Genomic DNA, 26,980 nt, shown 5'->3' with positions numbered 1-26,980 from the left:
GGACTTCGGGGCCAAGACAATGAGGCTACGACAAGTCGGCCACATCTGCGATGTCAGGACCATGTCAACTTGCACGCCGTCAGCGAAGATAATCTCGTTCGGCAGCAGATAACCGATCCAGATCGCCTCGCCGACCAGTCCGGTACGGATCAGCTCCGGCCCGGTGGTGGCCCCGATCTCCGGGAGGTCAGGTCAGCCAACCGGGGCGGATCAGCCCCGCCTCGTACGCGTAGACCACCAGCTGGGCGCGATCGCGGGCGCCGAGCTTGAGCATCGTGCGGCTCACGTGGGTCTTCGCCGTGGCCGGGCTGATCACCAGGCGACCGGCGATCTCGTCGTTGGAGAGACCCTCGCCCACCAGGACCATGACCTCGCGTTCCCGGTCGGTGAGCTGCGCCAGCTCGGCCGGCGGCGAGGCGGCCCGGCCGCGACCGGGGGTGGCGAACTCGCCGATCACCCGCCGCGTGACGCTCGGCGAGAGCAGCGCGTCCCCGGCCGCCACCGCTCGCACCCCGCGCAGCAGCTCGACCGGCTCGGTGTCCTTGACCAGGAATCCGGAGGCGCCGGTGCGCAGCGCCTCGAACACGTACTCGTCCAGCTCGAAGGTGGTCAGGATGACCACCCGGGTGGCGGCCAGGCGCGGGTCGGCGGCGATCCGGCGGGTCGCCTCGAGGCCGTCGACGCCGGGCATCCGGATGTCCATCAGCACCACGTCGGGCCGGAACTCCTCGACCAGGCGGACCGCCTCCACCCCGTCGGCCGCCTCGGCCACCACCTCGATGCCGGGCTCCGCGTTCAGCAGCGCGCGGAACCCGGCCCGGACCAGGGCCTGGTCGTCCGCCAGCAACACCGAGATCAAGTCGCCTCCTGAGGAGCGGGCCCACCCGAATCGGGAGCGGGATCCGGAGGGACGGGCAACAACACGGTCACCAGGAATCCTCCCGCGGGCAGCGGCCCGGCCTGCAGGCTGCCGCCCAGCGCCGACGCGCGCTCACGCATGCCGGTGATCCCGCTGCCGTCCTCGTTCGACGAAGCCGGCGAACCATCGTTGCGGATGGAGAGGCGCAGACCCTCGGGCGCGTAGTCCACCGACACCTCGGCCGAAGCCGCCGGGCCGGCATGCTTGCGCACGTTGGTCAGGGCCTCCTGCACGATCCGGTACGCCGCCCGGTCGACCTCGGCCGGCAGCGGGCGCGGCAAGCCGGTCCGGGTGGTCGTCACCGGCAGCCCCGCGCTGCCGGTCAGTTCGTCCAGCCGGTCCAGGCCCAGCGCCGGTTGCCGGGGCGCGGCCTCCTCCTCCGGCCGCAGCACGCCGAGCACCGCGCGTACCTCTCGCAACGCCTCCCCGCTGGCGGTCTTGATCGCGGTCAGCGCCTCGCGCGCCTGCTCGGGCTGGTTGTCCATCAGGTGCAGGCCCACGCCGGCCTGCACGCTGATCAGCGACAGGTGGTGGCCGAGCACGTCGTGCAGCTCACGGGCCATGCGCAGCCGTTCCTCGGAGGCCTGCCGCCGCTCCTGCTCCTCCTTGGCCCGGGCCCGCTCGGCGCGCGCCTTCATCACCTCGGCCCGGTGCTCGGACTGCGCCTTGGCCGCCCCGCCGAAGAACATCGACAGCAGCAGCGCGGCCGCGAGCACGACCAGGGTGCGCAGGCCGGGGCGGGTGCCGGGGGCCAGGCCGAGTTCGTCGGCGAGGACGACGGCGACCAGGACGTACGCGACGTAGCCGGCCGCCGAGGCCAGGAACGCCGGCCGGCCCTTGCCCTGCTTCACCGCGTTCCAGCAGGCGATCAGCGGGGCGACCAGGAACACCCAGCGCGGCGCGGCCATCGTGGCGAAGCCGATCGACGCCGCCATCGCGATCAGCAGCACCGCGACCGGGGCGCGCCGCCGCCAGATCAGCGCGATCGGGCCGATCAGGAGCAGGGCGTACACGAGCACGTCGAACGGGTGGTAGACGAGGCCGTCCGAGGCGATGTCCTTGGCCCCGAGCACGTGGAACAGCCCGGCGCCGATCGCCACCCCGGCGGGCGGGCCCTTGTGCGGACGGTTCGAGCGCCACGGCGGGTCGGGCCATGGCTGGTCCTGCTGCCATGGCGCATGCCGCCTGCTCCTCGGTCGTCCCACGTGCCGAACGTACGGCACCGGGCCACCGCCGGGCATCAAACCCAGGGCCGGTCCCGGCGTACTCCCGCTGTCGTACGCCGCACGTCCGGTATGGGACCGGTGGCGTAGGCGAAGTCGCGACCACGGGCAGACGCGGGACGGGCCGCCACCGGGGAGCCTTGAGGAAGTTCGCACGAACCGAAGGGGGCTACCGTGACCACCGACGACGCCACGCGGGCCGGGCAACATCGGCTCCGCACGTCCGACACCGAGCGGGAACAGGTCGCGACGATCCTGCGTGCCGCGATGACCGAGGGCCGGCTGACGCTCGAGGAGGGCGAGGAGCGCCTGGGCAGCTGCTACGCCGCCAAATTCCGCGACGAGCTGATCCCGCTCACCGCCGACCTGCCGGGCAACGGCCGCCAGGCGCTCGCCCAGACGCCGGAGTTCCAAGCCGCGACACGCCGGGACCGCCGGGCGTTCGGGGGCTTCGTCTTCGTCGTCACAGCCGTGCTGACGACCGTCTGGCTGTTCTCCGGCGCACACTTCTTCTGGCCCATCTTCCCGATATTCTTCCTGTTCATGGCATTCGCGAGACACCGCGGCCCACGACACCACCACCGCCACCCGGGCTACCAGCGACACCAGCCGGTCGCGCCCTGGAACGCGCCCTAGGCGGTCGCGGCCCGGACGGTCGTTGATCGACTGGCATCGCCCTGAAACGCTTGAATGCGTGATGGGTCCGTCTCATGCGTTGTCCGGTGCCGCCGTCTGGCTTGCGGGGAGTTGGGCTCTCGATCACTTCTCGGGGTACGAACAGAGCCCGCTCGCCGTGACCATCGGGGCGACGGTGTGCGCCGGCGCCGCCCTGCTGCCCGACCTCGACCTGTCCGGCAAGGTGACCCGCAACCAGGGCGGCGCGACCGTGGCCCGGACCTTCGGGGTGTTCTCCCTGTTCGTCGCCGAGGTGATCGAGAAGGTGTCGCTGGGCATCTACTCGATCACCCGGATGCCACGGGACCCCCGGCGCACCAACGGGCACCGCACGTTCACACACACGCTGGTGTTCGCCGGGCTCGTCGGCTGGGGCACGACCAGCCTCTGTGCGGCGTACGGGAAATGGGCGGTCCTCGGGGTTCTGTTCTTCATGGCCGGCCTGGCCCTGCGGGGCCTGTTCGACAAGTGGGCCGAACGCGCCGGTTGGCTGATCATCACGCTGACCTCGGCCGCCGCGGCGTTCATGGCCGCGTCACAGCTGGACACCGACCGCGGCTATCCGCTGCTCGGCACGGCGGTGGGCGTCGGCTGCGTGGTCCACCTCTTCGGCGACATGATCACCCGCAGCGGCGTGCCCCTGCTCTGGCCGATCCCGCTGGGCAACCGCCTGTGGCGGATGATCGGCATCCCCGACGGCATCGCGATCAAGGCCGGCGGCCCGGGCGAGATCTTCGTCCTCCGTGGCCTGTTCACCATCGTGTCGCTGCTCGCCCTCGTGGCCATGTTCTTCCCGGGCGTCCTCGACTCCATCCACCTCGACGCCGCCGCGCCGTGACCCCGCTGCCGCCGGACAACCACGTCCACAGCGAGTTCTCCTGGGACACCGACGTCGGCTCGATGGAACGCACCTGCGCCCGGGCGGCCGAGATCGGGCTCCCGTCGATCGCCTTCACCGAACACGTCGACCCGACGCCCTTCTCCCTGGCCGGCAGCGGACCGTACGTCAACGAGCACCACCGGGCGATGGCCGACGAGAACCTGGTGCTGACCCCGCCGCCCCTGGACGTCACCGGTTACCTGGCGTCGATCGAACGCTGCCGGTCCCTCTTCCCCGGCCTGCGCATCCTCACCGGCGTCGAGCTCGGGCAGCCACACTGGAACGCCTCTTCGTGCGCGGCGGTGCTGCGGTCCGGCCCGTTCGACCGGGTCCTCGGTTCGCAGCACTGCCTGCCGCACGATTCCGGCTTCGCCGAGCCCTGGTACCTCTATCCCCTGCGCGACGCCGACGAGGTGATGCGCGACTACCTCGCCGAGGTGGTGCGGCTGGTCGGCTCGGACGCGCCGTTCCAGGTGCTGGCGCACATCGACTACGCGGCCCGGTCGTGGCCGCACGGCGAGTTCGAGCCGGGGCGGTTCGAGGACGAATTCCGGTACGCGCTGCGGGCCACCGCGGCCTCCGGCCGCACGCTCGAGGTCAACACCCGCATCCCGCTGCACGCCACGATCCTGCGCTGGTGGCGCGAGGAGGGCGGCGAAACAATCAGCTTCGGCAGCGACGCCCACCGCCCGGACGCCGTCGGGCACGGCTTCCGGGAGGCCGCCGCGCTGGCCGAGGCGCACGGCTTCCGCCCCGGCGACCATCCCGACGAGTTCTGGCGATAGCGGCCGGCGCTTGATCCAGCGGTAGGCACTCCCCTAGAACGCGGTCGCTCGCGAGGTGGACTCCCAGGTGTTGATCTCGGCGCGGACGCCGTCGAGGTGGCCGACGATGCCGTCCACGGCGTCGCCGCCCAGGGGCAGGCGGAGCGGTGTCACGTCGGCGTCGAGCGCGGCGAGGATGGCCGACGCCGCCTTGGCCGGGTCGCCGGGCTGGGCGCCGTCGCCGGCCTCGATCATGGCGCGGGTCGGGCCGACCGTGTCGGCGTACGCGTCGAGGGTCTTGCTCTGCACCAGGCCGCCGCCGAACAGGCGGGTGCGGAACGCGCCCGGCTCGACCACCAGGACCTTGACGCCGTGCGGGCGGACCTCCGCGGCCAGCGCCTCCGAATAGCCCTCGAGCGCGAACTTCGTGGCGCAGTAGGCCGAGAAACCGGGCAGCGCGACCTGGCCGCCGAACGACGACATCTGCACGATCGCCCCGCGCCGGCGCGCCCGCATCCCCGGCAGCACCGCCCGGACCAGCGCCGCCGGGCCGAACACGTGCACCTCGAAGATCTCCCGCAGCTCGGCGTCGGTGGTCTCCTCGGCCGCCCCCACCTGCCCGTGACCGGCGTTGTTGACCAGCACGTCGACCCGCCCGTACCGCTGCTCCACCTCGGCCACCGCCCGCTCGGCCGCACCGGCCTCGGTCAGATCGAGCCGCACCTCGTCGCCGGACGGGCGCCGGCTGGTGCCCACCACCAGATCACCCGCCGCCGTGGCCGCCTCGGCGATCGCCCGCCCGAAGCCGCTGCTCGCCCCCGTCACCAACCACACCCGCTTGTCGTCGCTCACCCGGCCCAGCCTGCTTCCCGTCCCGCTCGCCGTCCAAGACCTGCCGTGATAGCCAATGGTTATGGACGTGCATCTGCGGGACCTGCGGTACTTCGTGGCGGTGGCCGAACACCTGCACTTCACCCGGGCCGCGGAGGCGCTGCACGTCAGCCAGCCGGCGCTGTCCAAGCAGGTCAGGGTGCTGGAGACCCAGTTGCGGACGCCGCTGTTCGAGCGGGACCGGCAACAGGTGCGGCTCACACCCGGCGGCGCCGCGCTGCTCCCCCACGCCCGGACGGTGCTCGCGGCCTGGGCCGACGCGGTCGCCGAGGCGACGGCCACGTTCGTGGTCGGGATGAGCACCGGAGTCGGGCGCGGGTTGATGCCGGCGATCCGCGCCGCCTTCCCCGACGCCCGCCTCCAGCTGCGGCAGGTGCCCTGGGACGATCCCACCGGCGGGGTGGGTGGCCGGCAGACCGACGTGGCTTTCGTCTGGTGGCCGGTCCCGCACCTTTCCCGGTACGGGTGGCAGCACGTCGCCACGGAACGACGGCTGCTGGCCGTCCCCGCCTCGCACCGGTTCGCCGGGCGCACATCGATCGACATCGCCGACGTGCTCGACGAGCCGTTCCTGGCCCTGCCGGCGGCGGCCGGCGAACTGCGCGACCACTGGCTGGCCGCCGAGTCGAGGGGCGGCCACCCGGTGACGATCGGCGGCGAGATCTCCTCGGCCGAAGCCGCGGCCGAGGCGGTCGCGGCCGGCCTGGGCGTCTGCCTGGTCGCCGAGGGCAACGTGCCCCTGGTATCCCGCGACGGCGTGGTCTGCCTGCCGATCACCGGCGTCCCGCCCAGCCGCCTGATCCTGCTGTGGCGCCGCGACGACCGCCGCCCCCTGCTCGAGGCGTTCCGCGCGGCCGTCGCGGCGAGTGCCCGCTAGCGAGGCCCGAGGCGTTCCACGTGGCTCGGCCGCTCCGCGTGGCTAGCGCCACTCGGCTTGCTGGTGGCTTTCCGCGCGGCGGTTCCGGCGACCACCGCTTAGCGTGGGCGGATGACGGATCTTGATCTCGCGGGCCGCTACCGGGCCTATCTGGCCGTGCTCAACGAGCGTCGCCTCGACGACCTGGTGGAGTTCGTGCAGGACGAGCTCACCTACAACGGCGAGCCGCTGACCCGCGAGCAGTACCGCGACCTGATCGCCGGCGACATCGAGGCCATCCCCGACCTCTTCTACGACGCCCGCATCATCATGGCCACCGACGACCGCATCGCCTGCCGCATCCTCTTCGACTGCAAGCCGGAGAAGCCGTTCCTGGGCTTCACCCCGGACGGAGGCCGCTTCCTCTTCGCCGAACACGTCTTCTACCGGTTCGTCGCCGGCCGCATCGCCGCCGTCGACTCCCTCATCGACCGCCACGCCGTCGCCGAGCAACTCCGCTCCCGCGCGCAGTGGTGCCTATACGCGCTCAGAGCTGCTCTGAGCGCGTATAGGCACCACGCCCGCGTCGGCGTCGGCGTCGGCGTCGGCGTCGGCGTCGGCGTCGGCGTCGCACGCGACGACGAGAGACCCGAGCACTCGGCGTCAACACAGCACTCGACGACCATGAAGCCGAGCGAGGCCGGTTACTCGGCATCGACGTTCCACTCGGCGACCAAGACGCCAAATGGAAGCCGAGCGCAACCCGAGCGGAAGCCGAACGCAAGCCCAGCGGAAGCCGAGCGGAAGCCGGTTACTTGGCGTCGGCGTAGCACTCGACGACGGAGACGTCCAAGGGGAAGCGGACCTCGGTGGCGCCGAAGAGGAGGCGGCCGGCTTCGGCGGCGGCCTGCTGGACGGCGGCCACGACCGTGGGGGCCTCGGGCTCGGGGCAGTGGACGACCACCTCGTCGTGGACGAAGAAGACCAGTTCGGCCTTGGTGCCCTCCAAGGCCGTGCGCAGGGACGCCAGCAGGACCAGGGCCCACTCGGCGGCCGTCGCCTGGATGACGAAGTTGCGGGTGAAGCGGCCTCGGGCCCGGCCGGTCGCGCCGCCCTGGGGCAGTTCGGCCGAGCCGGCCTCCTCGGGCGGGTCGAGGCCGTTGTCGCGCCAGGATGACGAGGCCGGCGGGCAGGTTCGGCCGAGCCAGGAGCGGACCAGGCCGCCGGCCTCGCCGGTGCGGGCGGCCGACTCGACGTACTCGAAGGCGGTCGGGTAGCGCTGCCGCAGCACCGCCAGGGCGGGAATGGCGGCGCCGCCGGTCTGGCCGTACATGGCGCCGAGCAGGGCGATCTTGGCCTTGGCGCGGTCGCCGTCGAAGGAGTCGGTGGCCAGGGCGGCGTAGAGGTCGCCGGCCTTGGCCGCGGCGGCCAGGCGAGCGTCGCCGGAGACCGCCGCGAGCACGCGGGGCTCGAGCTGGCCGGCGTCGGCGACCACGAAGCGCCAGCCCTCGTCGGCGACGACCGCGCGGCGGACCACCTTGGGGACCTGGAGCGCTCCCCCGCCGCGGGTGGCCCAGCGGCCGGAGACCACGCCGCCGGGGACGAACTCGGCGCGGAACCGGCCGCCGACCACCCACGCGTCGAGCCACGACCAGCCGTGCGCCGTCCAGATGCGGTAGAGCTCCTTGTATTCCAGGAGCGGTTTGACCGCCGGATGGTCGACGTTCTTCAGCACCCAGGCCCGGGTGTTGGGGATCTCGACGCCCGCGCGGGCGAACGCCTTCACCACCTCGGCCGGAGAGTCAGGATGCAGTCCGCGTACGCCGAAAGCGTCGTTGATCTCGGCCGTCAACGAAGCCAGTCGGCGGGGCGGACCGACCGGCTGCGGCGCGCCGAGCATGTCGCGCAGCAGCTCGTTGTGGATGTCGGCTCGCCAGGGCAGGCCCGCGTGGCCCATCTCGACGCCGAGCAGCGCGCCGGCGTTCTCGGCCGCCACGAGCAGACGGAAGCGGCCGGGCGCGTCGACGGCGGAGAGGCGGGCCTGCTGGTCGGCGTAGGCGCGGACCACGTCGGCCAGGGCGGCCGACGAACCGGACTGCCGGGGGCCGGTGTCGAACAGGAAGCCCTGGCTGAGGCCGGGCGGGTCGGGCTGGTGGGGCGGCGGGTCGGCCGGCACGGGACCGCCGTCGAGGCGGGCGAGCACCGCCGGCAACGCGCGCGGGGCGCCCCAGCGCCCGGCGTACCCCTGCAGGAGAGCCTCGGTGAGCTCGAGGTCGTGGCCGCGCCGGACCCGGACGCCGGCCCGGACCAGCGGCGGGTAGATCTCGGCGGTGGCCGCCCAGACCCAGCGCACCGGCTCGGCCGCCTCGCGTTCTTTCACAAAAACGGCGAGATCGGGCACGTCGAAGGCGGGGCCGGCCGCCGAGCCGTCAGCAAGCAGGGGCTGGAGCCGGCCACCCCCGTGCGCGGCCGGACCCAGCCCCTCTTGAACGGCTATCAGCGGTGGACCCACACCGCCATTCTGGCGGTGAGGTACGACATTTACTTCACGGCGCCCGCGGTCAGACCGGCCTGGATCTGGCGCTGGAAGATCGCGTACACCACGATCATCGGCAGGATCGAGAGCGTGAGCGCGGCGAACAGCGTGGACCACTGCGCCTGGTAACCGGCCGACGTGCTGATGTTCGCGATGCCCTGTGTCAGCACCCACTTGGAGTCGGCGCCCGCGCCCTGCATGATCGCGACCGGTAGCAGGTATTGGTTCCACTGGCCGACGATGTTGAAGATCGTGATGCTGACCAGGCCACTCTTGGCCATCGGCACCATGATCTGGAAGAACTTGCGGGTGTGCGAGGCGCCGTCCACGGTCGCCGCCTCCTCGATCTCCATCGGCAGCGTCTTGAAGAACGCGGCCAGGAAGAACACCGTGAACGGCAGCGAGTAGGCGATGTACACCAGGATCAGCCCGGTGAACGTGTTGATCAGGCCGAAGCCCTTCAGGATGAAGAACAGCGGGACCAGGGCCATGAAGGTGGGGAACGCGAGGCCGCTGACGAACAGGTAGTAGATGAACCGGTTGCCGAAGAACTTGTAGCGGGCCAGCACGTACGCGGCCATCGAGCCGAGCAGCATGGTTCCGGCGGTGCTGACGACCACCACGAAGACGCTGTTCAGGAAGTACTGGCCGACGTGCGCGGTGTTCCAGGCGTCGACGTACGACTGGAACGAGAACGAGCCGGGCAGCCCGAACGGCTGGCCGAGGAAGATCTCGGTGTTGTTCTTGAAGGAGGACAGCACCACCCAGATGAGCGGGCCGGCGGTGGCCAGCGCCCAGATGAACAGGCCGATGTGGGCGAGGCCGCTGAACGCGTTGACCTCGCGCTTGGTGTCCGGCTTGCGCCCGGCCGACGAGGCGGCGGCGGGCGTGGTGGCGGGTGCCTGGGTCGTCGTCATCGCGTACCCCTCACATCTCGACGGCGTCGCGGCGGGTGACCCGGAGGGTCAGCGCGGCGAACGCCAGGGTCAGGATGAACAGCGAGACACCCAGCGCCGAGGCGTAACCGGCCTGGGAGAACTCGAACGCGTTGCGGTAGATCATCATGCTCAGCACCGAGGTGGCGCCGTCCGGTCCGCCGCGCTCCACGCTCATGATGTTGACCAGCGCGAAGCAGTCGAAGGCGGCGATGCCCAGGTAGACCCAGGCGACCTGGATCGTCTGCCAGAGCAGCGGCACGGTGATCCGGAAGAACAGCGTGATCCGGTTGGCGCCGTCGATCGCGGCGGCCTCGTAGATCTCCGGCGAGATCGAGCCCATGCCCGCCGAGAAGAGCACCACGTAGAACCCGACCGACTGCCAGATCAGCACCGCGACGATCGAGATCAGCGCCAGGTTGCCGTCGGCCAGGAACAGGATCGGCTCGGTGCCGGCCGGCAGCAGCCCGTTGATCAGGCCGCTGTCGTCCGGCGAGTAGACCCGGCCGAAGATGACCGCGACGATCGCCAGGGCCAGCAGCTGCGGGAAGAAGAAGATGACCCGGTAGAGCTTCGAGCCCCAGACCCCGCGCGTGGTGCCGCCCTTGTGGCCCCCGCCGACGTTCAGCAGGAAGGCGAACACCAGCGCGAGGGCGATCGTCAGGATGGGGAGAACCAGCAGGACGAACAGGTTGTGCTGGATGGACCGCCAGAACAACGAGTCGTTCCACATCGTGACGAAGTTGTCGAAACCGACATACGTGATCGGTCCCAGCCCGGACCAGTCGGTGAACGCGAGCTGGAACGTCTGCACGTACGCCGCGACCACGAAGGTCACGTAGAGCGCCACCGGCACGACAAGGAAACCGATGATGAATGGATACTTGCCGCGCCGCATGACGTCCTTCCTACTGGCCGGCGATGTAACTGACTAGGCCTAGAACTTTTCCAAATTCGCCGCCTGTAGAAGCGCCTCGAAAGCGAATTTGAAAAAGTTCTTAGACGGCCTTCGCGGCCTTGGCGATCCGGGTGACGAACTGGTCGGCGGTGCCGCCGTCGTACATCAGCTGGTTGGTCGCGGCCTGGACCTCGACGTCGAGCTTCTTGTACAGGTCGGGCCAGCGGTAGCCGAAGAAGTCCTTGCCGGCGCCCTTGAGCAGCTCGTTGCCGCTGGTCAGGCCGGGCGAGATGGTCAGGCCGTCGGCCGCGCCCTGCACCACGGTCAGCACCTTGGTCAGCTTGGTGAAGCCGGCCGCGCCCTCCTTGGAGAGCATGTGGCGCAGGTACTCCATACCGCCGCGCGGGTTCTTGCCCTTGCTGGAGGCGTAGTACATCTCGCCGGCCGCCGCGTAGATCGCGGTCTGCGGCAGCTTGTCCGAGCCGGTGACCGACGGGATCGGGATGACCGCGTACTCGAAGCCCTTCGGGGTGTCCTTGGCCTGCTCGTTCTCGAGCCAGGAGCCGCACGGGTAGAAGGCGACCTTGTCCTGGTTCTGCTGCAGCTGGATCTCGGTGTGCTTGAGACCCTTGAACTTCTTGTCGGAGTACTTGGCGCCGATCTCGGCCCACGCGGCGGCGGCCTGCTTGATCGGCTCGGCCTCCCACGCGCCGTCCGCGTTCTCGTCCAGCGCCTTGAGCAGCTCGGTGCCACCGATCTTGGCCGCGCTGGTCAGGATGGCCAGGTACATGTAGTACGGCGCGTTGGCGCCCGGGTACGCGAACGGCGTGATGCCCGCGGCCTTGATGGTGCCGAGCAGCGTGGTGAACTCGGACCAGGTCTTCGGCAGCGTCCAGTTGTTCTTGGTGAACAGCGCCTTGTTGTACCAGAGGCCGTACACCGTGAACGCGTAGTTGAGCACGAACGGCTTGCCGTCGAACAGGCCCTGCTCGTACGCGCCGGGCACCAGGGTGTCCTTGACCGTCTTGCCCGGGATGTCGAGCGACGGGGCGGCGAACAGGTCGGTCAGGTCCTGGGCCTGGCCCGCCTTGACGATGGCGGCCATGTCCATCAGGCCGGCGCCGGCGTTGTTGACCATGTCCGGCGGGTCGCCGGCGTTGATCCGGGGCTGGACGACCTTGCCGATCTCCTGGGTCTCGGAGAACTTGACCTCGGCGGTCGGGAAGGACTTCTTGTACGAGGGGATGTGCACGTCGGTGGCGTACTTGCTGCCCAGGCCGCCGTTGAAGATGATGACCTCGAGCGGGGCCTTCGCGTCGACGCCGAGCGGGTTGGTGGCGCTCTTCGTACCCTCGGCCTGGTCCTGGGTCTTCTCCTCGCCCCCGCCGACGCAGGCGCTCAGCAGGCTCGCCGCCGGGGTGGCCAGCAGGCCCACGGCCGCGGCACGACGCAGCAGGGTGCGCCGGTCGACCTCAGGCCGGGCAAAAATTTCGCTCATCGTTACTCCTCGCTGATGGTGCGCGTTCTTTCGTACGGAAAAAGGGGTTTGGTGCTGGTCAGCCCTTCACCGCGCCGGCGGTGAGGCCGGTCGCGATGTTGCGCTGGATGATGAGGAAGAAGATCACCACCGGGATCGCGGTCAGGATCGACCCGGCCATCAACGGTCCCCAGAACGTCCCTCGTTGCGTCTGGTTCTGCAGCAGCCAGGCCATCAGGTTCTGCTGGGCCTGATCGTTGAACGTGTTGATGATGATGAACTCGTTCCACGCTTGAATGAAGCCGTACACGGACGTTGCGACCAAACCGGGACCCGTGAGCGGCAGGATGATCCGCCAGAACACCTGTGCGCGCGTGCACCCGTCGATCAACGCGGCCTCGTCGAGCTCGCGCGGGATCCCGGAGATGAAACCACGAAGCGTCCAGACGGTGTACGGCAGGATCAGCACGATATAGACGATGATCACCCCAGGCAGCTCCTTGGTCCGCCCCAGTCCCTGCATCATCAGGTAGAGCGGAATGAGGAGCGCGACCAGCGGCACCATCTGCACGCCGAGGACGATCAGGATGATCGCCTTGCGGCCGTAGAACTGGAACCGGGCGATCGCCAGCGCGGCCAGGAAGCCGACCACGATCGCGCCGGCCACCGCACCGAGCGTGATGATCACGCTGTTCAGCAGGTCCTGCTGGAAGAACGGCGCGTTGAAGGCCGACTTGAAGTTGTCGAACGTCGGGCTCATCGGCACGAACGTCGGCTCGAACCGGAGGATCTCGTTCGACGGCTTGAACGCGGTGTTCAGCACCCAGTAGACCGGGAACGCCATCACCACGATGAATCCGATGGCGGCCAGGTTCGCGAACAGTGTTCCGGCCCCGCTGCGGCCGACCGTGACGGTGTCGCTGTCGATCGGGCGACGGCGGCGGCGTTTGCGTACCGGGACGACGGGGGCGACGGCGGCCATCAGTCCACGTCTCCGATCTTGAACATCTGACGGATGTAGAACACCATCACCGCGGCCAGCAGGATCACGGTGATCACCGAGATGGCCGAGCCGAGGCTGTAGTTGTTGGTCTTGAAGGCGGTGCTGTACGCGTACGTGGCCAGCGTCTGGTAGTCGGAGCTGGGCCGGCCGTCCCGCATCACCCAGGGCTGGGTGAACAGGCCGAAGTTCCAGATCACCGACAACGTGGTCACGATGACGATCAGCTGTTTCAAGATCGGCAGCGTGATGTTACGGAACGCCTGCCAGGGCGAGGCGCCGTCGACCGTGGCCGCCTCGAGCAGTTCCTTGGGCACCTGGGTGAGGCCGGCGTTCAGCGTGATCGCGATGAACGGGATGCCCGCCCAGACGACCAGCGCGGTGATCACCGACCAGCCCTCGAGCGGCTCGGCGAACCAGCTGTGGCTCTCGTAGTCCAGGCCGAGCAGCGTGAGCAGGTAGTTGATCACGCCGAAGTCGGCGTCGACCAGCCAGCGGAAGATCTGCGTGGCGACCAGCTGGGGCATCGCCCAGACGAACATCATCACGACGATCATCGCGATCCGGAGGCTCGGCGCGACCCGGCGCATCAACATCGCCACGCCCAGGCCGATGACCACGGTGAGCGCGACCGAGACCACGGTGAAGATGGTGGTCCGCAGGGCCACGGTCCAGAACACGCTGTCGGTGAGGGTCCTGGTGTAGTTGTCGAGGCCGACCCACGGCGGGGTGAGCCCGTTGAACAGCTCCCGCAGCCGCATGTTCTGGAACGACAGCACGATCATCCGGACCATCGGATAACCGAGCAGGGCGAACAGCAGGAACAGCGCCGGGAGCGCGAGCCCGTACGGCACGAAGCCACCGGACCTGCTCGAACGCCGCTTCCGCCGGACGTGCGCGCCCGGCGCCGGCGGGCCGGGCGGGGTGGGCCGCGTCGGTGCGGACGGTGAGGCGACGGACATCGGATCCCTTCCTCTCCTCAAGGAGTCACCGGTGCGCCGCCCGCCCGCGTCAGGGACGAGCGGGCGGCGCCGGTGGTCAGCTGTTGAGGATGGTGTTGATCTGGTCGTCGGCCTTCTTGGTCGCGTCCGCGACGGTGGCCTTGTCGGTGGCGATGCTGACCAGCATCTGCTGGATCACGTTGGCCGACTCGACCTCGGCCCACTTCGGCGCCATCGGGACGAAGAAGCTGCTCTTCGCGGCCTGAGCGCTGGCCTCGTTGCCCTCCTTGGCGGCGGCCTTGTCGAGCAGGCTGGTCGCGTTGGGCAGGGCACCCTTGTCGATCAGGAGCTCCTGCGACTTGCTGTCGGTGAAGATCTTGATCCACTGCGCGGCCAGCTCGGGGTTCTGCGCCTTGGCGGTGATGCCCACGTTCGAGCCACCGAGGAAGGACGGAACCTCGGGCATGGCGACCGTGGCGACCTTGCCGGCCACCTTGGTCTTGACCTTCTCCGACGCCGGGTCGTTGGGGTCCTTCGGCTGCTCCTGCGCCGCGCCGGCCTCCCAGCCCGCGCCGTACATCATGCCGCTCTGACCCTGCGCGAAGATCGCGGCCTGGTCCTGCTCGTTCTTGGTCTTGTCACCGGAGGAGAAGGTGGTGATCTCCTTCCAGTTGGTCAGACCCTCCTGCACCTTGGGGTCGGACAGGGTGCCGACCCACTTGTCGCCCTCCTGCTTGGCGATCGTGCCGCCCTTGCTGACCGCCCAGGCCAGGCCCATGTACTGGTGCTGGCCGGGGGCGTAGAAGGCGGAGAACTTGGGCCCGGGGTTCTTCTGCTTCAGCGCCTTGGCCGCGGCGACCACATCGGCGTACGTCTTCGGGGGCTGGACGCCGGCCTTGGTGAACAGGTCGGTGTTGTAGACCAGGACGCGGGCGCCGGCGTAGTAGGGCACGCACCAGGTCTTGCCCTCGAACTCGCACGGCGCGGAGAGGCCGGTCAGCCAGTCCTTCGAGTTCTCGTACTGGGCCTTGTCGAGCTCGTGGAAGGCGCCGTTGAAGACGTACTTGGGCATCTCGGTGTTGCCGAGCTCCATCACGTCCGGCACGTCGGAGCCGGCCAGCGTGGCGTCGACCTTGGCCAGGTGGTCGCCCCACTGCTGGTAGTCGATCTGCACCTGGGCGCCGGTGGCCGCGGTGAAGCGCTCGTTGGCCTGGTCGACGACGTTCTTCCAGCCGGACTGGGCGTCGACCATGAGCCAGACCTTGAGGGTCTTGCCCTTGCCGTCGACCGACGCGTTGGCGTCCGGCGTACCGCTGGTGCTGCCGTCGTTACCGCACGCGGCGGCGAGCAGCGTGGCGGTGAGTGCCGCGGCGAGCGCGATCTTGCGCTTCACGGTTCCTCCAGAGGGGTCTTGTGGGGTGCGCGATTTATGTGGGGTGGACATCAGGTGTTTGTTCATGGCGTTGCGGTCCCGTCCTTGGCGGCTTTGTGTCCGCTGACGGCCTGGGCGGTGCGCTGGAACGCGGCGTGCGAACGTTCGTGGGTCCGCTGCGCGACGGCGACGTAGAGAAGATCGAGGACGACCAGCTGCGGGTGCCGCGCGGAGAGCGCGTCCGGCCGGAAGGTGGTCGCCTGGGTGGCGGTGACCAGCACGATGTCGGCGAGTTCGGCCAGCGGCGAGCGCGGGAAGCTGGTCAGCGCGATCGTGCTGGCGCCGCGGCTGCTGGCCTCGGCCAGCAGCTCGATGGTCTCGCCGGTCTCGCCGGAGTGCGAGATGCCCAGCGCGACGTCGCCCGGGCGGGCGAGCGCGGCGCTGGCCAGGCCGTTGTGCACGTCCGTCCAGGCCCAGGCGGGCACCCCGATGCGGTGCAGGCTGAACTGCATCTCCTCGCCGACCAGGGCGCTGCCGCTGGCGCCGAAGATGTTCACCCGGGTGGCCGCGGCGATCGCGCCGGCCGCCCGCTCGACCTCGGCCAGGTCGAGCAGCTCGGCGGTGTCGTGCATGGCGCGGGTGTCGGCGGCCATGATCTGGCCGAGGACGCGCTCCAGCGGATCGCCGGGCTGGATCTCCCGGCCGATGTCGACGGTCCAGCCGGCCGACCGGGCCCGGCCGGTCTCGGCGGCGATGCCCAGCCGCAGGTCCGCGTACCCGTCGAAGCCGAGCGCCCGGCAGAACCGGGTGACCGTCGCGGGCGAGGTGCCGCTGCGCTCGGCCAGCTCGACGATCGTGGCGCGGGAGGCGGCGGCCGGGTCGGTGAGCACCTGATCGGCGACTCGCTGCAGGGCGCCGGTGAACTCCGGGAGCAGGGTCCGGACGCGTACCAGGACGCCGTCCGAGCCGTTCAGCCCCGGGGCCGTGACGACTACGGCTGGTGCCGCGCCGTCCACCGCCGGCTCGACCATGTGGCCCCGCCCTTCAGGAAGGAGTGTTAACTGTCGCGGTAAAAGTTCTTACTAAAGACCCCCCTGTGTCAAGAATCTGGTTCAAGTTTTCAAACCGTTACCTGAACGAAGGCCCGGCAACCGCGCCGATTCACCCACATGAATCCGGAAACCTTCCTTACCGCAGGAAGGCGAGGTTCGACCGGGTACGCCAGGGTTTGGGATCGGCCGAACGCCCGATGGGCTCGAAGCCGATCAGGTGAAAGATGCGACTGGGGTCACACCGCGCTGTCGCGGATGGCCTGCACGAACACCTCGGAGCGGTGCTCGAAGTTGCGGTACCGCCCGTAGCTGGGCGCGGCCGGCGAGAGCAGCACGACGCCACCCTCGGGCGTGAGCTCGCGGGCCAGGCGCACCGCGGCCGGCAGGTCCTCGGCCTCCTCGGTGCGCACGGCGGGCAGGCCGGCCAGCTCGGCCAGGATGCGCGGGCCGCTGTCCGGGAGGCCGATCACGGTCAGCTCCAGATCGCGCAGGTGCGCGCGCAGCGGCGCGTAGTCGAGGCCACGGTCGGTGCCGCCGACCAGCACGGTCAGCGGCCGGCCCAGGTAGGCGTCGATCGCGTGCATGGCGGAATAGGGGCTGGTCGACAGGGTGTCGTCGACGAAGGTCAGCCCGGACGGGTCCTCGATCTCGGCCAGCCGGTGGGGCAGGCCCTGGTAGGACCGCACCGCGGCGGCGACCTCGGGCGCGTACACATCGAGACCCAGGCCGTCGAGCACCGCGAGCGCGACACAGAGATTGCGCCCGTTGTGCACGCCGCGCGGCTTGAAGTCGGCGCGCGCGAACAGCGCGTCGTCGCCGCACCACACCTGGCCGTCCGCCTCGACGCGGAAACGGGAGTCATCGGCGCCGGCCGGCACCGGGGCGAACTTGCTCGCGTCGGTGACCCCGGCGACCTCACGCATGAGGCGGTCGTCGGCCGCGTTCACGACGATCAATTCCGGACTGTGGGCGAGGATGTTGAGCTTGTCACGGTAGTACTCGCGCTCGCCGCCGTGTGCGTCCAGGTGTTCCGGGAACAGCGAGGTGACCACGGCCACCCGGGGCGAGTCGGCCAGGTCGGCGCACTGGTAGCTGGAGAGCTCGAGCACGTAGAGCTCGGCGGGCGGCAGATCGAGCAGCGGGACCCCGATGTTGCCGCCGAACACGTTCGGCCGGGACACCGCGGCCAGCAGGTGGCTGATCAGGCTGGACGTGGTGCTCTTGCCCTTCGACCCGGTCACGCCCACGGTGCGGCCGGCGTGCTCGGCCATCCACAGCGCGCTGCCGCCGGTGATGGTGATGCCACGGGTACGCAGCTCAGCCATCCACGGGTGGGTCTGTGGCACACCGGGCGACCGCACCACCACGTCGGCCGCCATCAGCGCGGCCTGCGCGTGGTCGCCGCCGGCCAGCGGGGCCAGGGTGGCCAGCTCGCCCTCCCACGGGATGGAGAGGAAGTTGGCGCTGTCGTCCACGGCGAGCAGCCGCGCCGGCCCGTGCGGGGCGATCGCGGTGACCGCCGCCCGGCCCTCCCGGCCCGTACCCCAGACGGCGACGGACTTGCCCTTCAGGTCTGCGAGACGCACTGGGGAATCCTTCCGTGGGGGTGCGCATTAGTATTGCCGCCGGTCCGACGACGGGAGTATGCGGGTGGCTCAGGAATACACGGCGCTGCGGATGACCTCGCGTGAGGTCGACACCGCGACCGGCGTGGTCAAGCTTGGCTACCTGCTCGAGGGCGACCAGCCGGAGGCCTTCACCGAGACCGTCACCTTCCCGCCCGGCGAGACCCGGCGAGCGACCTTCGACCGGACGCTCGACCTGCTGCACGTGGTGGCCGGGGTCAGCTACTACAAGGTCGGCGCCCCGCCCCAGGTGATCACCTCCACCCCCGTCGGGCCCGCGGCCCAGGCGTTCTTCGACGCCGTCTACACCGACGGGCTGGCCGAGTACGCCTACCGCAACCAGCTGCCCCACGTGCTCGGCCTCGAGGTCGCCACCCCGGCCGGCTCCGTGCCGCCGATCGGCGCGACCGACAACTCGGGCGGGCGCCCGCTCTCGGCCGTCGGCGGCGGCAAGGACTCGATCGTCACGCTGGAGATCCTGCGCGACGCCGGCTTCGACCCGGTGCCGTTCTCGGTGAACCCCAACCCGGTCATCGCCAGCGTCAACGAGGCGTCCGGCCTCCCCGCCCTGGCCGCCCGCCGCAAGCTCGACCCGCGGCTGTTCGAGCTGAACTCGGCCGGCGCCCGCAACGGCCACATCCCGGTCACCGCGATCAACTCGCTGATCGCGATCGCCACCGCGGCCTGGCACGGGCTCGGCCCGGTGGTGATGTCCAACGAGCGCTCGGCCAGCGACCCGAACCTGATCTGGAACGGTCACGAGGTCAACCACCAGTGGTCCAAGGGTGAGACCGCCGAGGGGCTGCTGCGCGAGGCCGTCCGGGAACACGTCGGCCTGACCGAGCCCTACTTCTCGTTCCTGCGGCCGCTGTCCGAGCTGCGGATCGCCGAGCTGTTCGCCGCCCACACCCGCTACGACGACGTGGTGACCAGCTGCAACCAGGCGTTCAAGCTGCACGACCCGACGGCCCGCTGGTGCGGCGACTGCCCCAAGTGCCGGTTCGTCTTCCTGGCCATGGCGCCGTTCATGCCGTACGAACGGCTCGTGCACATCTTCGGGCACGACCTGTTCGCCGACCCGGCCCAGCTGCCCGGCTACCGGGAGCTGCTCGGGCTCGACGCGCACAAGCCGTTCGAGTGTGTCGGCGAGGTCGAGGAGTCGGTCGTGGCGCTGTCCATGCTCGATCACCCCTCGCCGGTGGTCGACGCCCTCCGCGCCGAGATCCCCGCGGCCGGCTTCGCGACCGCGCTGGCCGACCGCGCCGAGGTGCTCGCGCCGGCCAAGATCGGCTTTCTGCCGCCGCGCTACGCCGACGCCCTGTCAGCCGCTCTGAGGTAGTTCGACAAAAACGACAATTCGTCGGCGGCCAGCTCGACGTCACGGGACACCGCCCGGGTCGAGTGGCCGACGCCCACCTCGCGGCGGATCAGGATCGGCGCCGGGCCGGCCGTGTCCCGCTGGAGCAGCGCGCACATCTTCCGGGCGTGCATCGTGTCGACCCGGGTGTCGCCCTCGAAGACGGTGAACAGCACCGCCGGATAGGCCGTCCCCGGGCGCACGTGGTGGTACGGCGAATAGGCCCGCAGCCACCGGAACTCATCAGGGTCGGCGACCGTGCCGTACTCCCCGTTCCAGTACTCGCCCAGCCCGAACCGCTCGTACCGCAGCATGTCCAGCAGCGGCGCCGAGCAGACGGCGGCGCTCCACTTCGACGGATGCTGGGTGACCGCCGCGCCGACCAGCAGGCCGCCGTTCGAGCCGCCCCGGATGCCCAGCTGCTCCCGGGTCGTCACGCCCTGGTCGACCAGCCAGTCCGAGGCGGCCGCGAAGTCGTCGAACACGTTCTGCTTGTGCTCACGCATCCCGGCCCGGTGCCACTCCTCGCCCTCCTCGCTGCCGCCCCGCAGGTTCGCCACCGCGTACACACCGCCGCGCGCGACCCACGCCTGGATGGACGCCGAATAGCCCGGGGTGATGGAGATGTTGAAGCCGCCGTAGCCGTACAGGATGGTCGGCCGGGGCGCCGGGTCCTCGGCGTCGGCCGGGGAGATGACGAACATGTGCACCGGCGTGCCGTCGTACGACCGGTAGACGACCTGGCGCGTGGTCACCGCCGTGTCCGGGGCGCCGGGCGGACGGGCGTACACCTCGGATCGGCCGGTGACAACGTCGGCGTGGAGCACGTAGGCCGGGGTGGTGAAGTCGGTCCAGCCCACCCACACCTCGGTGCCGGTACGGCGGCGGGTGAGCGTGGTGACCGTACCCGGGCCGGGCAGGTCGAGCCGGCGCACCTCGCGGCCTTCGTCGAGGTCGTGCACGCTGACCTCGCTGACCGCGTGGCGGGAGCGGACCGCCACGATCAGCCCCTCGTCGGCCAGCACCTCGGCGTCGACCAGCACCGCCTCCGGATCCTCGGGCAGCACTTCGCGCCGCTCGCCGTCCACCCAGCGGCACAGCCGCCACCGCGGCGCGTCCAGGTTGGTGAGCAGCCACAGGTCGCCACGGGAATCGAAGTACGGCTGGGAGATCGCGTCTTCCCCCAGGCTGACCGGGGTCATCATGCCGTCGCCGGGCACGCCCAGCCAGACGTCGTTGCGGGCGTCGGTGCCGCGGAACGCCGACACGGTCAGCCATCGGCCGTCGTCCGAGGTGGACACGCCCAGGTTCGTGGCGCGGGGCAGCCCGTCGCCGAAGACCAGCTCGTCCGACTCCGGGTCGTGGCCCAGCTCGTGCCGATAGAGCCGCTGCCGCAGCCAGCGCTCCTCGTCCGACTCGTCGGTGGTCAGGTAGCGCGGGTAGTAGAACGAGCGGCCGCCGGGCAGCCAGGCGATCGACGGGTGCCGGGTACGCCCGATCGGACCGTCCACGATGTCACCGGTGGTCACGTCCAGCACCCGGATGGTCGCCCACTCGGTGCCACTCTCGCTCAGCGCGTACGCCAGCAGGTCGCCCTCCTTGGACGGCGACCAGGCGTCCAGCACGGTCTTGCCGGTCGGGTCGACGGCACCCGGGTCGACCAGCACCCGCTCCTCCCCCGACGGCTCGGTGACCAGCAGCACCGCGTGGTCCTGGCCCGGGTCGCGCCGGGTCGAGAACGCCCGATCGCCCCGCCACCAGGGCGTGCTGACCGAGCCCACCCGGAACAGCTTCTCCAGGCCGGCGGACCACTCGCCGCGATCGGCCCAGCCGTCGCGGGCGGCCGCGAACCGCGCGTCCTGCTCGACGGACCAGGCCTCCGTCTCGGGATCCTCGGCGTTCTCGAGCCGGCGGAACGGGTCGTCGATCGGCTCACCGTGGATCTCGTCGACCGTCATCAGCCCTCCGGGGCGTCGTGGTGGATGCGCTCGGGGGCCACCCCGAGCACTTGCAGCGCGGCGCTTGTGGCGGTCAACATCACCGGCGGTCCGGCCAGGAAGGCATCGGCCTCCGACCATTCCCCGTACGCCGCGATCGCATCCGTCACCAGGCCCGAAGCGTACTGACCGGAATCACCCTCGGAAACGACGGGAACGACGGTCGCCCTCCGGCAAGCGCGGGCGATTCGCGCGATGTCGTCGATGTCGTAGAGCTCGTCCAGATCGCGTACGCCCCAGAACAGCACCGCCGGCCGCGGATCGCCGGTCGCGGCCAGCTCACCCAGCATCGCCTTGAGCGGCGCGACCCCCGTGTCACCGGCCACCAGCAGCAGAGCCCGCGAGCCGCGCGGCACGCCCATCGCGCCCTCCGGCCGGCTGAACCGCACCTGATCACCCGGGTTCGTCCGATACACGAGGGTCCCCGACACACCCGTCTCGGTCTTCGCGCGGACGTGCAGCTCGATGATGTTGTCCCGGCCGGCCAGCGAGTACGGCCGCCACACCCCCGGCACCTCGCCCACCTCGATCCGGGCGTACTGCCCCGCCCGCCACGGCATCGGCAGGTACGGCCGGATCCGCACCACGGCCAGATCGGGCCGCCGCACCTCGTGCGACACCACCTCGGCCAGCCACGTCACCGGCTGGTAGCGCGCCACCTCGGCGCCGTGCCCGACCCACTCGTGCACGTGCTGCCAGGTGCTCCGCCAGGCCTGGTCGAAATCCTGCCGCCACCCGTTCGCGGCCATCCCCTGCCGCATCGCCTCGGCCAGCGCCGCCCCCACCAGCTGCAGCTGCGCCGGCTGGATCCCGCATTCGGCCAGCACCCCGCCGAGCTGCACACACCCCGCCACCAGCACGGGCGGATTGTCGAGGTTGTGCACCAGCCAGGTGAGCGCCTGCGCGAGCTGCTCCCGCTGGGTCAGCGGCGTGCCCGGCAGCAGCGGCAGGAGCTGCGGCTGCGCCAGCAGGATCGTGGCCCGCAGCCGGGTCGCCACCTCGTCGGTGCCGCCGGCCAGGCTCAGACTGTTGCTGAGCAGCCGCTGCACTTCCTTCAGCGCGGCGTCGTCGGCCGGGTCCATGCCGTCGGCGCCCGCCGGCGGCGGTGCGAGATCAGGCTTACTTCCCACCTGGGGTACGCCGGGAAGCAGCACGCCCGGCGTCACCGGCTCCGGGTACTGCCCCGGCACCGGCCGCCCGACCGCCGACAGCGCCGAAACCGGATCCACCGACACCGGCCCCGTGGAGACCACCGAGCCGTGGCCCGGATGCGGAATCGGGGTGCCGCCCTGAACCGGGCGCACGGACGACGCCCACGGGATCGGGACGCTCTCGCCTTCGGGCACGCTCGGCAGCCCGTGGGGCGCGCCACCGGGCGGAATCCCCGGTTGGCCTGTCCCCGGTTGCGCCGCTCCTGGTTGCACCGCTCCTGGTTGCACCGCACCTGGCAGGCCCGACCCTGGTTGCCCGAGGCCGGGCTGGCCGGGACCCGGCTGCCCTGGGCCCGGCTGGCCGGGGGTTGGTTGCGCGGGGTTCGGTTGCGGTGTGCCCGGTTGTGCTGCGCCGGGTTGGGTTCCCGGCTGAGGCATGCCTGGCTGCGAGATGGTCGGCCACGGCCGGCCCTGGACCGGGGTGGGCAGGGTCGGCGCCGGCCGCGGCACCAGCGCGCCCGGGTTGATGGCGCCGGGACCCGGCATGATCGTCGGTCCGCCCGCGGGATGGGGGACTCCCGCGCCGCCGGCCGGCGACTGAGTTCCGGCTGGTCCGGGGTAAGGCTGGGTTCCAGCTGGTCCGGGGTAAGGCTGGGTTCCGGCCGGCCCTCGGAGGCCCGGGAACGGCTGGAACGGGGCGCCGGACCGCGGCCCATAGGTGGTCGGCAGCCTCGGATCGCCGGACGCCGGTGTGAACGTGTCACCCTCCGGCGCCTGCGGCGGCGGGTTCGGCGCGACCGGCGAGACCCCTTGACCACCCGGCGGCGAAGGGATCGGAAGAAGCCGGCCCGGAGGCCCCGGCAGATTCGCACCACCCGGTGTCGACCCCGCCACCGGCATCCCCGGAATCGGCGGCGCCCCTGGCGGCCGCTGCTGCGAACGTCCTTCCGGGCTGATCGAGACCTCGCGACCGCCGGCCGGCACCGACTCGTGCTGGGGATCGACCGAGCGGACGGCACCGGCCGGATGGTCCTCGACCGGGTCGTGAGCGGACTGGGCGAACGGATCCGCGTTCGCCGGCCGGCCCGGCCCGGCATCCTGCGCCATGGAGGGCTCCGGGCCGGACGGCAGCCCCAGGCGCTCGGCCGACGGAAGCTCCGGGGGCGGCGGACCGGCGGGCATCGGCCGGGCGGACCCCGGCTCGCTCGGCCGGCGGAAGGCGGCTTCGACATCGGCGGCGCCGGCCGCGGCGGCCTCAGGATGGGCCGCACGGAGGCGGATGGCCCTGAGCAGGGCCAACAGATGCGGGTCGGAGCCGGACGACACCTGCACACCCCCGGATCGGCCGGTGAACATGAACAGTACAACCGTACTGCCGTCGCGGGCGGCGCGCCGCCGACCCGGACACAGCGGCCTTCGGACACGCCGTCGCCCACCACCCCCACCTGCCCCACCCAGCACCGGCAGCCCCGGCCCCTGCTCTGAGCAAAGGCGCTGTCGGGACGGGGCGGTCGTCTGGAGCAAGAGCGATCGGCGCGCGGGTGCGGCCGCCCGGGGGCAGAGGTGCTGAGGTGACGCGTTACGAGGTGGCGGTCAGGGCGGTGGCCAGGCGGGCGGTGGCTTCGTCGAGGACGTGGGGGCCGGTGCCGAAGTTGAGTCGCACATGGCCGGCGCCGGCGGCGCCGAAGTGCAGGCCGGGTTCTACGCCCACGCGGGCTCGGTCGAGGAAGAGGCGCTCGGGGTTGTCGTCGCCCAGCTTGCGGCAGTCGAGCCAGGCCAGGTAGGTCGCCTGGGGCGGGTGCCAGGAGAGGGCGGGGAGGCGGTCGCGCAGCAGGGTGGCCAGTTGGGTGCGGCGGGCGTCGAGGGTGTGCAGCAGTTGGTCCAGCCATGGGCCGCCGTCGCGGAAGGCGGCGATGGAGGCGATGGCGCCCAGGTGGCCGGTGCGCCAGCGGGCGTCGGGTGGGAAGGAGGCCACGGCGGCGGCCATCCGGGCCGAGGCGGTCACCACGGCGGCGCATTTCAGGCCGGCCAGGTTGAAGGCCTTGCTGGCCGAGACCACGGCCACGGCCACGTCGGCGGCGCCGGGCAGGGACAGGATGGGGGTGAACGTCGCTCCGGGCAGGGTCAAGGGGGCGTGGATCTCGTCGCTGACGATGACCACCCGGTAGCGGCCGGCCAGGCGGATCAGGGCGGTCAACTCGTCGGCGGTGTGGGCCCGGCCGACGGGGTTGTGGGGGTTGCTGAGGACGTACACGGCGGGGTGTTGTTGGAAAGATCTTTCGATGGCGGGCAGGTCGAGGCGGTAGCCGGCGTCGTCCAGATGCAGCGGGACCTCGAAGGTGCGGACGCCGGCCTCGGGGGTCCAGTCGAAGAACGGCGGGTAGACCGGCGGGCTGATCGCCACCATGTCGCCGGGACGGGTGAAGACCCGCAGCAGCTCGACCACGCCGACGCCGACGTCGGTGATGGCGGTGACCGAGGCGGGGTCGAGCTGCCAGCCCCAGCGGGCGGCGGCGAACCCGGCGAACGCCTCACCCAGCTCGGGCTCGGCCGACGAGTAGCCGACGTCGGACGCGTCGACGGCCTCGCGCAGTGCGGCCTGCACGGGCGGGGCCAGCGCGAAGTCCATCTCGGCGACGTGCAACGGGACGACGCCGGCGGGGAACTTCCGCCACTTGGCACTTCGCCGTCGGGCCAACTCGGACAATGGCGCCACGGGCAGTTCGTCGGTCATGCCCTTCATCTTGCCGGTCCGACAGCCGCTAAACGACCGCCGCGAGGCGATGAACGACGGTGGGTACGCCGTCCTCCAGATAGTCCAGGGCGGGGTCGTGGGTCATGCCCAGGCGGGTCATCACGGCGCGGGAACGGTGGTTGGCCGCCGCCACCTCGACCGCCATCACGCGATCTCGTCGTCGTCGCGGCCGAGTTCCCAGAACGCCACGGCTGCGGCCGCGGCGACGTTGAGGGAGTCGACGTTGCGGCGCATCGGGATCTTGACCGGCACGTCGCTGGCCGCGAGCGCCTGGCGGGACAGGCCGGGTCCCTCCGCGCCCAGCAGCAGGGCGGAGCGTTTGCGCTGGTCGGCCGTCAGGAGGTGGAGCGGGACGGCGGCCGGGTCGGGGGTCATCGCGAGCACGGTGAAGCCGGCCTCGCGGACCTGGGCCAGGCCGGCCGGCCAGGGCTCGATGCGGGCGTACGGCACGGCGAAGACCTCGCCCATCGACACCCGGACGGCGCGCCGGTAGAGCGGATCGGCGCAGGTCGGCGAGAGCAGCACCGCGTCAACGCCGAGCGCGGCGGCGTCCCGGAAGACCGCCCCGATGTTGGTGTGGTTGTTGATGTCCTCCAGCACGGCCAGGCGCCGGGCCGAGGCGATCAGATCGTCCGCCGTACGCAGCGGACGCCGGTGGAACGAGGCGAGCACCCCGCGGTGGACGTGGAAGCCGGTGACCTGTTCGAGGACGGCGGGCGTGGCGGCGTAGACGGGCGCGTCGCCGGGCAGGTCGGCCAGCTGGTCCACGCGCTTGGCGTCGATCAGGTAGGACCGGGGGTGGTAGCCGGCCCGCAGCGCCCGGCGCAGCACCAGCTCACCCTCGGCGATGAAGAGCCCGTGCGGCGGCTCCCACTTGGTGCGCAGGTCGAGGTCGGTGAGGGCGCGGTAGTCGCCGAGGCGCTCGTCGGCGGCGTCGGTGATCTCGTGTACGTGGGGCATGTCAGTCGACGCGGTAGGTGAGGTGGGTGGCGTGGGCGGACGGGCGTACCTGGATCTGCCGGAGCGACCGGGGTGTGCCGCCCGCGAAGAGCGGGGTCCCGCGGCCGAGGATGACCGGCGACAGGTGCAGCTTGAGCTCGTCGAGCAGGCCCAGGTCGAGGGCGCCGCGAATGACCTCGCCGCCGCCCATGATGACCACGTCGCGGTCGTCGGCCATCGCGGCGGCCTTGGAGACGGCGCTGCCGATGCCGTCGATGACGAAGGTGAACCGGTCGGCGGACAGGCGCATGTCGTCCGGCGGCGTCCGGGTCACCACGAGCACCGGCTGGGTCCCGGCCTCGGAGGCGCCGTAGCCGACCTCGTCGGACCAGCCGCCGGGGCCGTCGATGATGTCGAACAGCTTGCGGCCCATGATGATCACGCCGGTGGCAGCGGTCGACTCGCTCAGCACCGCCCGGTCGACCGTGTCGTTCGAGAACGCCCAGGTGTGCAGGCCTTCGCCGCCGTCGCCCAGCCCGTTCTCGAGGCCGGGGTTCGGCCCGGTCACGAAGCCGTCGAGCGAGACCGAGATGTCACCGATGACCTTTGGCATGCCTGGCAGCATGCCACGGGGCTAGTCCCTGTCGCCTCTGGCGAGGTGGCCCGTTCCGGGCTGAAAATGGGTGTTGGTCGCTCGCTGACGTCGTGTCTCCTTGATCCGTACGAGGTCGTGGGCT

Annotated in this window: 23 protein-coding genes and 1 pseudogene; 6 read left to right on the top strand and 18 right to left on the bottom strand. The window is 71.0% G+C overall.

The genetic code is table 11. The features are described 5' to 3' along the window. Positions 1-187: 187 nt before the first annotated feature. Both AB0M54_RS05180 and AB0M54_RS05175 read right to left on the bottom strand, forming a co-directional pair. On the bottom strand, positions 188-859 hold the full coding sequence (locus AB0M54_RS05180; protein WP_364319770.1) for a response regulator transcription factor: 672 nt from the start codon (positions 857-859) through the stop codon (positions 188-190). Next, positions 856-2,124: a sensor histidine kinase gene (locus tag AB0M54_RS05175; RefSeq protein WP_364319768.1), complete on the bottom strand. Its 1,269-nt coding sequence runs from the start codon at positions 2,122-2,124 to the stop codon at positions 856-858. The genes AB0M54_RS05180 and AB0M54_RS05175 overlap by 4 nt, the downstream gene beginning before the upstream one ends. Before the next feature lie 192 nt (positions 2,125-2,316). Between AB0M54_RS05175 and AB0M54_RS05170 the strand changes: the two genes are divergently transcribed. Genes AB0M54_RS05170 through AB0M54_RS05160 form a run of 3 tightly spaced genes read left to right on the top strand, consistent with a single transcriptional unit; the run spans position 2,317 to position 4,482 of the window. Beyond that, entirely contained in the window at positions 2,317-2,778 is a 462-nt protein-coding gene (locus AB0M54_RS05170) for a DUF1707 domain-containing protein (RefSeq protein WP_364319767.1), read from the top strand. A 58-nt stretch (positions 2,779-2,836) separates the two neighbouring features. Then, a complete protein-coding gene (locus AB0M54_RS05165; protein ID WP_364319765.1) occupies positions 2,837-3,655 on the top strand; it encodes a metal-dependent hydrolase in 819 nt (272 codons plus the stop codon). Continuing rightward, complete coding sequence (locus tag AB0M54_RS05160) at positions 3,652-4,482, top strand: PHP domain-containing protein (RefSeq protein ID WP_364469223.1); 831 nt, start codon at positions 3,652-3,654, stop codon at positions 4,480-4,482. The genes AB0M54_RS05165 and AB0M54_RS05160 overlap by 4 nt, the downstream gene beginning before the upstream one ends. A gap of 33 nt (positions 4,483-4,515) precedes the next feature. Here the strand turns inward: AB0M54_RS05160 and AB0M54_RS05155 are convergent, their stop codons facing one another. Further along, positions 4,516-5,313: an SDR family NAD(P)-dependent oxidoreductase gene (locus AB0M54_RS05155; protein ID WP_364469221.1), complete on the bottom strand. Its 798-nt coding sequence runs from the start codon at positions 5,311-5,313 to the stop codon at positions 4,516-4,518. A 61-nt stretch (positions 5,314-5,374) separates the two neighbouring features. On the opposite strand from AB0M54_RS05155, the gene AB0M54_RS05150 reads away from it, so the two are divergent. After that, positions 5,375-6,229 carry a LysR family transcriptional regulator gene (locus tag AB0M54_RS05150; RefSeq protein ID WP_364469219.1) on the top strand — a complete coding sequence of 285 codons (855 nt, stop codon included), beginning with the start codon at positions 5,375-5,377 and terminating at the stop codon, positions 6,227-6,229. A gap of 111 nt (positions 6,230-6,340) precedes the next feature. Then, positions 6,341-6,664 (top strand): annotated as a pseudogene (locus AB0M54_RS05145) (ester cyclase); the annotation flags it as partial. 355 nt (positions 6,665-7,019) lie between these two features. Here the strand turns inward: AB0M54_RS05145 and AB0M54_RS05140 are convergent. From AB0M54_RS05140 to murD, 9 genes are all read right to left on the bottom strand, one after another. Further along, on the bottom strand, positions 7,020-8,720 hold the full coding sequence (locus tag AB0M54_RS05140; protein ID WP_364469217.1) for a bifunctional 3'-5' exonuclease/DNA polymerase: 1,701 nt from the start codon (positions 8,718-8,720) through the stop codon (positions 7,020-7,022). Between the two features lie 29 nt (positions 8,721-8,749). After that, entirely contained in the window at positions 8,750-9,661 is a 912-nt protein-coding gene (locus tag AB0M54_RS05135; RefSeq protein WP_364469215.1) for a carbohydrate ABC transporter permease, read from the bottom strand. Between the two features lie 10 nt (positions 9,662-9,671). Further along, positions 9,672-10,577, bottom strand: coding sequence for a sugar ABC transporter permease (locus AB0M54_RS05130; RefSeq protein ID WP_364334422.1), 906 nt, complete (start codon positions 10,575-10,577; stop codon positions 9,672-9,674). 100 nt (positions 10,578-10,677) lie between these two features. Further along, the gene (gene ngcE / locus AB0M54_RS05125; protein ID WP_364334425.1) at positions 10,678-12,075 is read right to left on the bottom strand and encodes an N-acetylglucosamine/diacetylchitobiose ABC transporter substrate-binding protein; all 1,398 of its coding nucleotides are present in this window, start codon (positions 12,073-12,075) and stop codon (positions 10,678-10,680) included. Between the two features lie 58 nt (positions 12,076-12,133). After that, the gene (locus AB0M54_RS05120) at positions 12,134-13,036 is read right to left on the bottom strand and encodes a carbohydrate ABC transporter permease (RefSeq protein ID WP_364334428.1); all 903 of its coding nucleotides are present in this window, start codon (positions 13,034-13,036) and stop codon (positions 12,134-12,136) included. Continuing rightward, a complete protein-coding gene (locus AB0M54_RS05115; RefSeq protein WP_364334431.1) occupies positions 13,036-14,016 on the bottom strand; it encodes a sugar ABC transporter permease in 981 nt (326 codons plus the stop codon). The genes AB0M54_RS05120 and AB0M54_RS05115 overlap by 1 nt, the downstream gene beginning before the upstream one ends. 76 nt (positions 14,017-14,092) lie before the next feature. Next, positions 14,093-15,388 (bottom strand): extracellular solute-binding protein, encoded by a 1,296-nt coding sequence (locus AB0M54_RS05110; protein WP_364334434.1) that lies wholly within the window; start codon positions 15,386-15,388, stop codon positions 14,093-14,095. Between the two features lie 62 nt (positions 15,389-15,450). Further along, positions 15,451-16,398, bottom strand: coding sequence for a MurR/RpiR family transcriptional regulator (locus AB0M54_RS05105; RefSeq protein WP_364334437.1), 948 nt, complete (start codon positions 16,396-16,398; stop codon positions 15,451-15,453). A 257-nt stretch (positions 16,399-16,655) separates the two neighbouring features. After that, positions 16,656-18,005 carry a UDP-N-acetylmuramoyl-L-alanine--D-glutamate ligase gene (murD, locus tag AB0M54_RS05100; RefSeq protein ID WP_364334440.1) on the bottom strand — a complete coding sequence of 450 codons (1,350 nt, stop codon included), beginning with the start codon at positions 18,003-18,005 and terminating at the stop codon, positions 16,656-16,658. Between the two features lie 91 nt (positions 18,006-18,096). Between murD and AB0M54_RS05095 the strand changes: the two genes are divergently transcribed. Then, positions 18,097-19,383 (top strand): hypothetical protein, encoded by a 1,287-nt coding sequence (locus tag AB0M54_RS05095; RefSeq protein WP_364469674.1) that lies wholly within the window; start codon positions 18,097-18,099, stop codon positions 19,381-19,383. Here AB0M54_RS05095 and AB0M54_RS05090 read toward each other — a convergent pair. From AB0M54_RS05090 to AB0M54_RS05065, 6 genes are all read right to left on the bottom strand, one after another. Further along, positions 19,350-21,359: a prolyl oligopeptidase family serine peptidase gene (locus tag AB0M54_RS05090; protein ID WP_364469212.1), complete on the bottom strand. Its 2,010-nt coding sequence runs from the start codon at positions 21,357-21,359 to the stop codon at positions 19,350-19,352. The two genes, AB0M54_RS05095 and AB0M54_RS05090, sit on opposite strands and share 34 nt — an antisense overlap. Then, positions 21,359-22,744 carry a globin gene (locus tag AB0M54_RS05085; protein ID WP_364469210.1) on the bottom strand — a complete coding sequence of 462 codons (1,386 nt, stop codon included), beginning with the start codon at positions 22,742-22,744 and terminating at the stop codon, positions 21,359-21,361. The genes AB0M54_RS05090 and AB0M54_RS05085 overlap by 1 nt, the downstream gene beginning before the upstream one ends. A gap of 1,384 nt (positions 22,745-24,128) precedes the next feature. Further along, positions 24,129-25,283, bottom strand: a complete 1,155-nt coding sequence (locus AB0M54_RS05080; RefSeq protein WP_364469208.1) for an aminotransferase class I/II-fold pyridoxal phosphate-dependent enzyme — start codon at positions 25,281-25,283, stop codon at positions 24,129-24,131. 28 nt (positions 25,284-25,311) lie between these two features. Further along, a complete protein-coding gene (locus AB0M54_RS05075; RefSeq protein WP_364334452.1) occupies positions 25,312-25,452 on the bottom strand; it encodes a hypothetical protein in 141 nt (46 codons plus the stop codon). Next, the gene (locus AB0M54_RS05070; RefSeq protein WP_364469206.1) at positions 25,449-26,264 is read right to left on the bottom strand and encodes an RNA methyltransferase; all 816 of its coding nucleotides are present in this window, start codon (positions 26,262-26,264) and stop codon (positions 25,449-25,451) included. Before AB0M54_RS05070 ends, AB0M54_RS05075 begins: the two co-directional genes overlap by 4 nt. 1 nt (position 26,265) lies before the next feature. Further along, a complete protein-coding gene (locus tag AB0M54_RS05065) occupies positions 26,266-26,856 on the bottom strand; it encodes a dihydrofolate reductase family protein (protein ID WP_364334458.1) in 591 nt (196 codons plus the stop codon). Positions 26,857-26,980: the final 124 nt, after the last annotated feature.

The organism is Actinoplanes sp. NPDC051470 (assembly GCF_040682035.1).
Taxonomy (GTDB): domain Bacteria; phylum Actinomycetota; class Actinomycetes; order Mycobacteriales; family Micromonosporaceae; genus Actinoplanes.
Note: the sequence above shows the minus strand (reverse complement) of the source record. Positions and strands in the feature narration are given on the sequence as shown.

What these genes read in the sequence shown, in the direction of transcription:
- AB0M54_RS05115 (WP_364334431.1), bottom strand. Translation starts at nt 14,016, where the DNA reads ATGTCCGTCGCCTCACCGTCCGCACCGACGCGGCCCACCCCGCCCGGC.
- AB0M54_RS05065 (WP_364334458.1), bottom strand. Translation starts at nt 26,856, where the DNA reads ATGCCAAAGGTCATCGGTGACATCTCGGTCTCGCTCGACGGCTTCGTG.
- AB0M54_RS05120 (WP_364334428.1), bottom strand. Translation starts at nt 13,036, where the DNA reads ATGGCCGCCGTCGCCCCCGTCGTCCCGGTACGCAAACGCCGCCGCCGT.
- AB0M54_RS05090 (WP_364469212.1), bottom strand. Translation starts at nt 21,359, where the DNA reads ATGACGGTCGACGAGATCCACGGTGAGCCGATCGACGACCCGTTCCGC.
- AB0M54_RS05080 (WP_364469208.1), bottom strand. Translation starts at nt 25,283, where the DNA reads ATGACCGACGAACTGCCCGTGGCGCCATTGTCCGAGTTGGCCCGACGG.
- AB0M54_RS05095 (WP_364469674.1), top strand. Translation starts at nt 18,097, where the DNA reads ATGACCTCGCGTGAGGTCGACACCGCGACCGGCGTGGTCAAGCTTGGC.
- AB0M54_RS05070 (WP_364469206.1), bottom strand. Translation starts at nt 26,264, where the DNA reads ATGCCCCACGTACACGAGATCACCGACGCCGCCGACGAGCGCCTCGGC.
- ngcE (WP_364334425.1), bottom strand. Translation starts at nt 12,075, where the DNA reads ATGAGCGAAATTTTTGCCCGGCCTGAGGTCGACCGGCGCACCCTGCTG.
- AB0M54_RS05105 (WP_364334437.1), bottom strand. Translation starts at nt 16,398, where the DNA reads ATGGTCGAGCCGGCGGTGGACGGCGCGGCACCAGCCGTAGTCGTCACG.
- AB0M54_RS05130 (WP_364334422.1), bottom strand. Translation starts at nt 10,577, where the DNA reads ATGCGGCGCGGCAAGTATCCATTCATCATCGGTTTCCTTGTCGTGCCG.
- AB0M54_RS05150 (WP_364469219.1), top strand. Translation starts at nt 5,375, where the DNA reads ATGGACGTGCATCTGCGGGACCTGCGGTACTTCGTGGCGGTGGCCGAA.
- AB0M54_RS05135 (WP_364469215.1), bottom strand. Translation starts at nt 9,661, where the DNA reads ATGACGACGACCCAGGCACCCGCCACCACGCCCGCCGCCGCCTCGTCG.